The 6,542-nt window shown below is 63.8% G+C and carries 7 protein-coding genes; 1 reads left to right on the top strand and 6 read right to left on the bottom strand.

The features are described 5' to 3' along the window. The 4 genes from dhaK to K728_RS0115800 form a co-directional block, all read right to left on the bottom strand. A partial coding sequence (gene dhaK, locus K728_RS0115815; protein ID WP_024477292.1) for a dihydroxyacetone kinase subunit DhaK occupies positions 1–970 on the bottom strand: 970 nt, incomplete at its 3' end. A gap of 44 nt (positions 971–1,014) precedes the next feature. Continuing rightward, positions 1,015–1,653, bottom strand: a complete 639-nt coding sequence (gene dhaL, locus K728_RS0115810; RefSeq protein ID WP_019481908.1) for a dihydroxyacetone kinase subunit DhaL — start codon at positions 1,651–1,653, stop codon at positions 1,015–1,017. Beyond that, positions 1,650–2,444: an HAD-IA family hydrolase gene (locus K728_RS0115805; RefSeq protein ID WP_024477291.1), complete on the bottom strand. Its 795-nt coding sequence runs from the start codon at positions 2,442–2,444 to the stop codon at positions 1,650–1,652. The genes dhaL and K728_RS0115805 overlap by 4 nt, the downstream gene beginning before the upstream one ends. A gap of 6 nt (positions 2,445–2,450) precedes the next feature. Further along, positions 2,451–3,302 (bottom strand): class II fructose-bisphosphate aldolase, encoded by an 852-nt coding sequence (locus K728_RS0115800; protein ID WP_272944198.1) that lies wholly within the window; start codon positions 3,300–3,302, stop codon positions 2,451–2,453. 180 nt (positions 3,303–3,482) lie between these two features. On the opposite strand from K728_RS0115800, the gene K728_RS0115795 reads away from it, so the two are divergent. After that, positions 3,483–3,920 carry a GlcG/HbpS family heme-binding protein gene (locus K728_RS0115795; protein WP_019481905.1) on the top strand — a complete coding sequence of 146 codons (438 nt, stop codon included), beginning with the start codon at positions 3,483–3,485 and terminating at the stop codon, positions 3,918–3,920. A 275-nt stretch (positions 3,921–4,195) separates the two neighbouring features. On the opposite strand, the gene K728_RS0115790 is transcribed toward K728_RS0115795, so the two are convergent. Next, positions 4,196–5,236 (bottom strand): threonine ammonia-lyase, encoded by a 1,041-nt coding sequence (locus K728_RS0115790; protein WP_051317710.1) that lies wholly within the window; start codon positions 5,234–5,236, stop codon positions 4,196–4,198. Between the two features lie 37 nt (positions 5,237–5,273). Then, a partial coding sequence (locus tag K728_RS0115785) for a GmrSD restriction endonuclease domain-containing protein (RefSeq protein ID WP_443111005.1) occupies positions 5,274–6,542 on the bottom strand: 1,269 nt, incomplete at its 5' end.

The following is a 6,542-nucleotide window of genomic DNA, read 5'->3' as shown; positions in this document are numbered from 1 at the left end:
CGGGATCGTTCAGCAGCGACTCAATCTCGTCGTCCAGCCGGACGAGCGTGATCGAGGCGCCAGCCATGTCCAATGACGTGCAGTATTCGCCCACATAGCTGCGCCCGACGGTGATTCCCTTGGCGGCCAACTGCTTGTGGGCCTGCCCGTAGAGCAGATACAGCTCGCTGATCGGGGTGCCCCCGAGGCCGTTCACCATCAGGGCCACGCGGTCGCCGTCCTTGAACGGCAGGTCGCTAACCACCGGCTCAAGAATTTCGTCAACGATGTCATTGGCGGGCATCATCTTGGCCCGACGCCGGCCCGGCTCACCGTGGATGCCTACCCCCACCTCGATCTCGTCCTCGCCTAGTTCGAAGAGCGGGCTTCCCTTCGCTGGCGGTGTGCAGGCGGTCAGTGCCACACCCATGGTACGGGTCACCGAGTTCACCTTCTCGCCGATCCGGATCACCTCGTCAAGGTCCGCGCCGCGCTCGGCCGCGGCAGCCACCGCCTTGATCACGAAGAAGTTTCCCGCGACTCCACGCCGGCCGATGGTGTAGGTGGAGTCCTGCACCGAGACGTCGTCGTCAATGAACAGCGTCTTCACGTTCACGCCTTCGGCGGCGGCCATCTCCTGGGCCATGTCGAAGACCATTCTGTCGCCGGTGTAGTTATTTACCAGCAGCAGCACGCCCTTTGGGGAGGCAAGTAGCTTGGTGGTTTCGAAGACGTAGTCGAACGGGGGCGCAGCGAACACGTCACCCGGGCAGGCGGCGTCGAGCATCCCCTTGCCTACAGCCATCACGTGGGCCGGCTCGTGGCCGGAACCAGATCCCTGAACGATGGACACCCTATTCTCGTTGGGGCTATCGGACCGCATGATGAGGTTGTATTCCGGCACATACCTCAGCGTCTCAGGATTGGCCAGTGCCAATCCCTCGAGCATTTCCGGAACAAACTGCTTGGGATCATTGACAAACTTTTTCATCTGGGCTCCACATCGTTGTGTTGAATTGAAGGTCAAGGAACGGGCTAACGTGCTGCCCATTCGTCGGTCAGTCGTTCGATCATGATGGCTATTGCCACCGCACCGGCGTCGGGCGAGCCGATGCTCCTTTTTCCGCTGTAGCTGGCCCGGCCCCGCCTGGCTTCCAGGGAACTGGTGGCGTCGGCTGCGGCCCGGGCGGTGTCGCAGAAGACTTTGAGGCAGCCGGCGGCGTCAGTTCCCTTGCTGAGTTCGCGTTCCAGCTCGTCGGTCGCCGGGACAATCGCGTCGAGGAGAGTCTTGTCCCCGAGCTCGGCATTTCCCCGCGCCTTGATGCCGTCGGTTGCGCCGCGTAGCATCGCGACGACCGTGGCGCCGTCCATGGTCCCCGATGCCTTTGCTGCGGCGGACGCCCGCAGAAAGGCCGTCCCCCACAGAGGGCCGGAGGTTCCGCCAATTCGGCTGGAGATGGCCAGCGCAATCTGCTGCAGAAAAGTGGCAGGGTCGTCGCGCTTGAAGGTATCCCAGTCGGTCAGGACCTTTTCGAAGCCGCGAGCCAATGAGTAGCCCAGGTCGCCGTCGCCGACGACTGCGTCAAGGTCACCAAATTCCTGCTCCTTCTCCACAGCCGTATGCGCAATGGAGCGGACCACAAATTCGACGTTCTCAAGGTCGGTGGATGTCATGATGCCTCCGGGTGGGTTGTGACGGACGGTGAATCCAGTAGCTGTTGGAGAGTTGAGAGGGAGACGACGTCATCCACCTCAACGCCGAGCGGGCTGGCGAGCACCTCGGCGGACTCACCAGGGTCCCCGAGCGAAGTGACCACCAGGGACGCCCCGGTGAAATCTTCGGAGCGCGTGAAACTGCTGACGGTGACCACTGTGCGGAGGCCAGCGGCCACTGCCGCGCGGAGTCCGTTTGAGCTGTCCTCGACCACCACGACGTCGTCGGTGCTGAGGCCGAGGTCCTCAAGTGCGAGCAGATAAATGTCGGGCGCCGGTTTCTTGCGCGGCACCACGTCCCCTGCGAAGACGGCGAAATGGGCGGCGAGCTCCTTCCCGACGGCGTGGGTGAGCACCGCCCGAACCGCGGGTTCCGCGGAGGTGGAGGCGACAGCAAGGCCCCAACCGGCGTCGTGCGCCTCCTGAACCAACCGGGCGATTCCACGCCGTGCGGGCATGACGCCTCCGTCCACCAAATCCGTATAGATGGCGGTTTTGCGTTTGTGCCAGGCGAGAATTGCCGTGTCCTTCGCGTCGTCGTCGTGCAACCCGAGCTGACTGCTCACGTCGTCGGTGAGAATGCTTCGCATGCGTTCCTTGCCGCCGCCAATCTTCACCTTTTCCGCGTAGTCATCGACGCTCCAGTGCACAGGTACCGAAAATTCCTCGAAGGTGCGGTTGAAGGCCGGGAGGTGGCCAAATTGTTCGGTGTCGGCGAGTACACCGTCGCAGTCAAAAATCAAGGTGGGCATGACTGGTTACCTGCCCTTCCCAGCACTGCCGAACTGTTCGGCCAGCTCCTTGACCATGTCGATCACGTCTCCGCGGGTGTGCTTGAAGAGCGACGGCGGGTCCCATTTGTTGTTCTGTTCGGCCTGCTTCAGGAATGTCAGGCTGGACTGCATGAATGTTTCTTTCAATGCCGTGGAGATGTTCACTTTGGCGCAACCCCGGGCGATCAGGTCCTGGAACTGTTCAGGGCTCAGCCCACTTCCGCCGTGCAGGGCAATGGGAATGGATCGTGCCTGAACAATCTCGGTGACCCGGTTGACGTCTAAAACGGGGGCGGCCTTGTACGTACCGTGGGCGTTGCCGATGGACGGTGCGAAAACATCGATCCCGGTGGCGTCGATAAAGGTTAGCGCTGTCTCGAGACTTTGCTGCTTCGACACCTCATCAGAGCCGTGGTCGTCCTCAACGCCGGTGATGGCCTCGATTTCGCCTTCCACCTGGGCGCCGTAACTTCGGGCCTCCCTGACCACTTCGATGGTCTGGCGTTGGTTTTCCTCGACCGGAAGCTCTGATGCGTCAAACAAAACCGAATTCCAGCCGGCTTTCAGGCATTCGGTCACCACGTCGCGGTCCGGGCAGTGGTCCAGGTGAAGGGTCACCGGCACCTCGATCCCGCGGGTCAGCGACTCCCACATCTCAAACAAGACCCGGGAGCCGATGCTCCGCACGGTCTTCACCGATGTCTGCAGGATCACCGGAGAGTTGCATTCCACAGCTCCCGCGAGCACAGCCTCCATAGTCAAATCATTGAATACGTTTATTGCCGGCACCCCGTAGCGCGCCGAAAATGCCGGATCAACAATATCTTTCAAGGGCACAACACCCACGTCAAACCTCCTTGGTAGGTGGATTACACGGTAGGCGAGAACTCCTGGGCCTGGATATGAGGGAACACCCTCCCCCACATGGGGGTAATCACTACTTGGCAAGCCGACAGATGCCAGCAACGCTGTCCTCAGCACAGAGTTGTGCTGAAAATGTCGAGGAAGAGGAAGCTCATGGCAACTGGAACCGTGTTGGAGACTGTCACCCTGGAAGAGGCCCGCCGCGTGATCGACGCCGCAGCCGAGAAGGCCACAGAGATTGGCCAGCCCATGGATATCGCAGTGGTCGATGCTGGCGGCAACCTGAAGTCGCACGTCCGAATGGACGGCGCGAATATCGGCAGCATCACCATCGCGATCAATAAGGCCTACACCGCAATCGCCTTCCAGTGCGAAACCGGAGTCCTCCAGGACATGACCAGGCACGATGGGCCCATCTTCGGTCTCAGCGACGCCCACGGTGGCCGGCTCGTGGTGTTCCCGGGTGGCATTCCACTCGTGCGGGATGGAAGCATCGTGGGTGCGATCGGCGTGTCCACGGGATCGATTGACCAGGATCAGCAGGTGGCCGAAGCTGGCGCCGCCGCGTTCTCTGCGGTGCCGGTGTTCTGACTCCAGGTGTTCTGACGCCCAATGTTCTGACTCCAGGTGTTCTGACTGCCGGCCGCCTCGCCAGGAGCACCCAGACAAAAGGGCATCCGGGCGAAGGGGTCTCCGGGTAAAGACGCACCCGGGCAAGGACGCACTCGGGGAAGGTCCCGAAGGGGTAGCCCGAATTAGAACGTGCATGCATCGCATCCAGTGCATGCACTTGGCTGATCAGAGAATGCATGCATCGCATGCAGTGCATGCACTTTTTCTGCACACACCCCTCCCACACCGTCGAGTCAGCGCTGCCGCCTTGGGGGCATCCCGAACGGTGACCAGTTGGCCAGCACCCGCGCCATCAGGGCTGGATCGACGGATCCACCCGACACGACCGCCGCGACCGTTGCACCGCGCGGCGCCAGGTCGTGCATCCAGGCTGCGGTGGCGACGGCGCCGGACGGTTCGGCGACGAGGCGTCCCTCCACCGCGATGTGACGCACCGCCGCAAGAATTTGTTCCTCGGAGACGGTCACGACGTCGTCGACGTAGCGCCGGATGTGTTCCCAGGGGTGGACGCCGACGGCTGGCGTCCGGAGCCCGTCCGCGACCGTGCGGTAGGTGAGCTTGGTGTCCCAGGTGATGCGGCGCTGCTCGCGCAGGCTTTCGGCAGCGTCGGCCGCGAGTTCGGGTTCGACGCCGATCACCTGCACCTCGGGGCGCAGCGACTTGATGGCAGTCGCGATTCCGGAAATGAGCCCGCCACCCGAGATGGGAACAAGGACGACGTCGAGGTCGGGCAGTTGCTCGATGAGCTCCAGGCCGACCGTGCCCTGACCGGCGATGATACGGACGTCGTCGTAGGGCGGTACCTCAACGTAGCCGTGTTCGGCAGCGAGTTCCACGGTGCGGCTGTCCCGTTCAGATGCTGGCACGAGCACCACTTCGGCGCCGAGCGCGCGAACGGCTGCCACCTTGGTGGGCGGGGCGGCGTCGGGCATGACGATGACGGCGTGCAGGTCGAGCCGTTTGGCCAGCCAGGCGACGGCGCGGGCGTGGTTGCCTGAGGACTGGGCGATGATGCCGCGTTCTCGGGACTCATCGAGTACCTGGGAGATGGTGTTGTAGGCGCCGCGGAGTTTGAAGGCGCCGGTCGGCTGCAGGGACTCGGCTTTCAGGTGCAGGATGTCGGACGGGCGGTCCGGATGAGGCAGCGCGATGATCGGGGTCCGGAGCACCAGGTCCTGGATTCGGTCGGCGGCGGCTCGGATGTCGTCGAGAGTAACCAGCTGGGTTTCGGTGCCCGAGGTTGGCTTGTCTGTTGTGGCATAGGCGTTATCCATAGCTGGATCTTACGCGGTGGTGTCGGAGCGGCAACCGCTATTCGCAGCCCACCCCGTCGCCGTCTCGGTCCAGATGGGTGCCGTAGCCCGGCTGCCCCCGGTATACCGGCGCGGCTCCCGCATTCCGGGCGGCCGTGCAGTTTTCGTAGTAGGCCGCAGGGGCTGGGACGGGAACCGGTTCAGGCACGGGTGCGGGTGCTGGGGCAGGTGCGGGCGCTGGTGCTGGGGCAGGGGCAGGCGCGGGTGCGGGTGCTGGGGCGGATGCTGGCGCTGGTGCTGGTTCCGGCGTGGCGACGGGCGCGGCCTGGCTGGTGGGTGCCATCGTGTCGGAGCAGTCAGCGAGAACTCGGGCCATGGCGTCGCGCTCGGCCTGGGTGACCCAGAGCGTATAGGTGGCTTTCACCGAAATCTGCCGGGCCACATACTCACAGCGGAACGATTGGTTGGGCGGCAGCCAGGTAGCGGCGTCGCCCGCTCCCTTTTGAGCGTTGGTGGGACCGTCTGTCGCCTGGAGGTTCAGCGGATCGTTGGCGAAGGCAAGCCGCTGGCCGGCGCTGAGCTGCTGGGCGCCCTTCTGCCAGGCATCGGACAGTGCCACCACGTGGTCGATCTGGACGTCGATGCTAGTGGACTGCCCCCGGAGGAAGTCAATGGTGGTGCCGGTATAGGGGTCGTCGAGGATACCCGATTGGACCTTACACGGCACCGAATTGGCGTGAACGATCGCTGTCAGGTCCCTGTTGAGCATGTCGTTGCGGGTGTCGCAGCCGTTGCGGTCGACGTCGGCCCAGGCTTGACCGAACTGGTCGCGGTCGTAACCGGTTTTTGGCGCCCGACCCTTCACAGCCAGGGTATCCAACAGATCGAGGGCACGAGTGCTGTACTCGGGCTGGCCTTCGGGTGCGCTCGGGTCGCCGTCCGCGGCAACCACGTCGGCACTGTCGAGCGGTGCAACATCCTGGCTGGGCGTCGGGGCCGGGGTGAGAGTCGGGGTGGCAGTCTCCCGGGGAGTGGCGGATGGGGTTGGAGACGCGGTGACGTCGTCGACCGGGGCCGAGGTGGTCTCTTCGGCGACCGCGGCGGGTGTGGTTTCGATCGGCGGTGCCAGGACCGCTCCGACCATGAAGGCGACCAGCGCCGCCGCCATGGTGATGGCACCCATCTTGCGGCCGGCGATGCCAGCCCATGACGGCCGATTGGTGACCACTACATAGAGACCCGTGAAGAACGCCACCAGACCTGCCATGATCACTGCGCCGCTGAGGCCGCTGCTCAGGAATCCAAGCACCAGGAGGAAGAGGCAGGC

The sequence above is a fragment of the Arthrobacter sp. CAL618 genome, from assembly GCF_000468215.1.
Taxonomy (GTDB): Bacteria; Actinomycetota; Actinomycetes; order Actinomycetales; family Micrococcaceae; genus Arthrobacter_D.
The sequence above is the reverse complement of the archived record's forward strand: the minus strand, read 5'-3'. Positions and strand labels throughout refer to the sequence as shown.